This is a genomic window from Pseudomonas sp. ICMP 3272, from assembly GCF_001466905.1.
Taxonomy (GTDB): domain Bacteria; phylum Pseudomonadota; class Gammaproteobacteria; order Pseudomonadales; family Pseudomonadaceae; genus Aquipseudomonas; species Aquipseudomonas amygdali.
The window spans coordinates 1-1120 of sequence record NZ_LKEK01000118.1 but is presented as its reverse complement, the minus strand read 5'-3'; the positions used below and the strand labels follow the sequence as shown (position 1 = coordinate 1120).

Genomic DNA, 1120 nt, shown 5'->3' with positions numbered 1-1120 from the left:
CGGAGTCGAATTTGAAGTACCACGGGAAGCTCCAGCCGATATCTTCGTTGCGACTAAATATGATTTATCGAGTGTCTTGAGTTCGGCGTCTATGATTTCGTAGGACTATTCACCTTTCTTCATAGGCTCAGTCCTAATCCATATGATTCCCCGAAACGGACATTGATTGATGCCTGAATCAGGCTCAAAATCCCCCGCTTAATCAGCTCATGCAATGGAGGGGGCATATGAACACCGCTACATCACCCAGCCGCCTCCTCGGATTAGGTCTCTATACCCCAGCAGAAGCGTCCTCATACACGGGCATTCCGGCAAAAGACATTCGCAGATGGATGTTTGGCTATAGCGCGGCAGGCGTCGATCACCCCGGCCTCTGGACGCCAGAGGTCGCATTTCTGGAAGACAAGCTGCTCGGCTTCCACGACCTGCTGGAAATTCATTTTGTTCATGCATTTCGCCAGCACGGCGTCAGCTTGCAAGCGATCCGCAGCGCCTCGTTACAAGCCAGAGAAATGTTTGGTCAGCGCTACCCGTTTACGTGCAGACGCTTTCAAACCGACGGACGAGACATTTTCGCGACCGTCCTGGATGAAACGGGTGATGAGGCTCTGCTGGATTTGGTAAAGCGGCAGTACGCGTTCAAGCAGGTCATCACACCTTCCCTGTATGAGGGCATTGATTACGCAGGTGAAGAGTCGGCAAAGCGCTGGTATCAGGTAAGGCGAAGCAGGGCAGTTGTTTTGGACCCAGCGAGGAATTTTGGCAAACCGGTGTTGGCAACAACGGGAATCGACACAGCAACGATCTATCATTCTTATCTAGCTGAAGGCCAGAACGCGAAGCGTGTGGCTTTACTTTATGAGATTGCGCCTGTCGCAGTGAAAGCAGCTTTTACCTATGAGCTTAGCCACGCAGCTTAAGATACGTGGCCAGTCAGTAACTGACTGCTCAGGTTAGGGATTGGCTTCTACCTCGCCACCCCATCAACCCGCGGCTGCCTACGAAATCTCTTCCTCACCCCAACCACAACCATCACCACCAACAACCCCACCACCACAAAAAAGATCGTATTAAACACCGGAAACGGCTGATCGCGACTCGTCACCGCCTCAACCTCTGT

At 52.2% G+C, this 1120-nt stretch carries 2 protein-coding genes and 1 pseudogene; 1 reads left to right on the top strand and 2 read right to left on the bottom strand.

The annotated features are described in order from the left end of the window. A partial coding sequence (locus AO068_RS29890; RefSeq protein ID WP_414892567.1) for a DUF1523 family protein occupies nucleotides 1–61 on the bottom strand: 61 nt, incomplete at its 3' end. 166 nt (nucleotides 62–227) lie between these two features. Between AO068_RS29890 and AO068_RS25185 the strand changes: the two genes are divergently transcribed. Continuing rightward, nucleotides 228–920 (top strand): DUF433 domain-containing protein, encoded by a 693-nt coding sequence (locus AO068_RS25185; protein WP_058409772.1) that lies wholly within the window; start codon nucleotides 228–230, stop codon nucleotides 918–920. 47 nt (nucleotides 921–967) lie between these two features. Here the strand turns inward: AO068_RS25185 and AO068_RS26270 are convergent. Further along, nucleotides 968–1120, bottom strand: a pseudogene (locus tag AO068_RS26270) (DUF1523 family protein); the annotation flags it as partial.

What these genes read in the sequence shown, in the direction of transcription:
- AO068_RS25185 (WP_058409772.1), top strand. Translation starts at nt 228, where the DNA reads ATGAACACCGCTACATCACCCAGCCGCCTCCTCGGATTAGGTCTCTAT.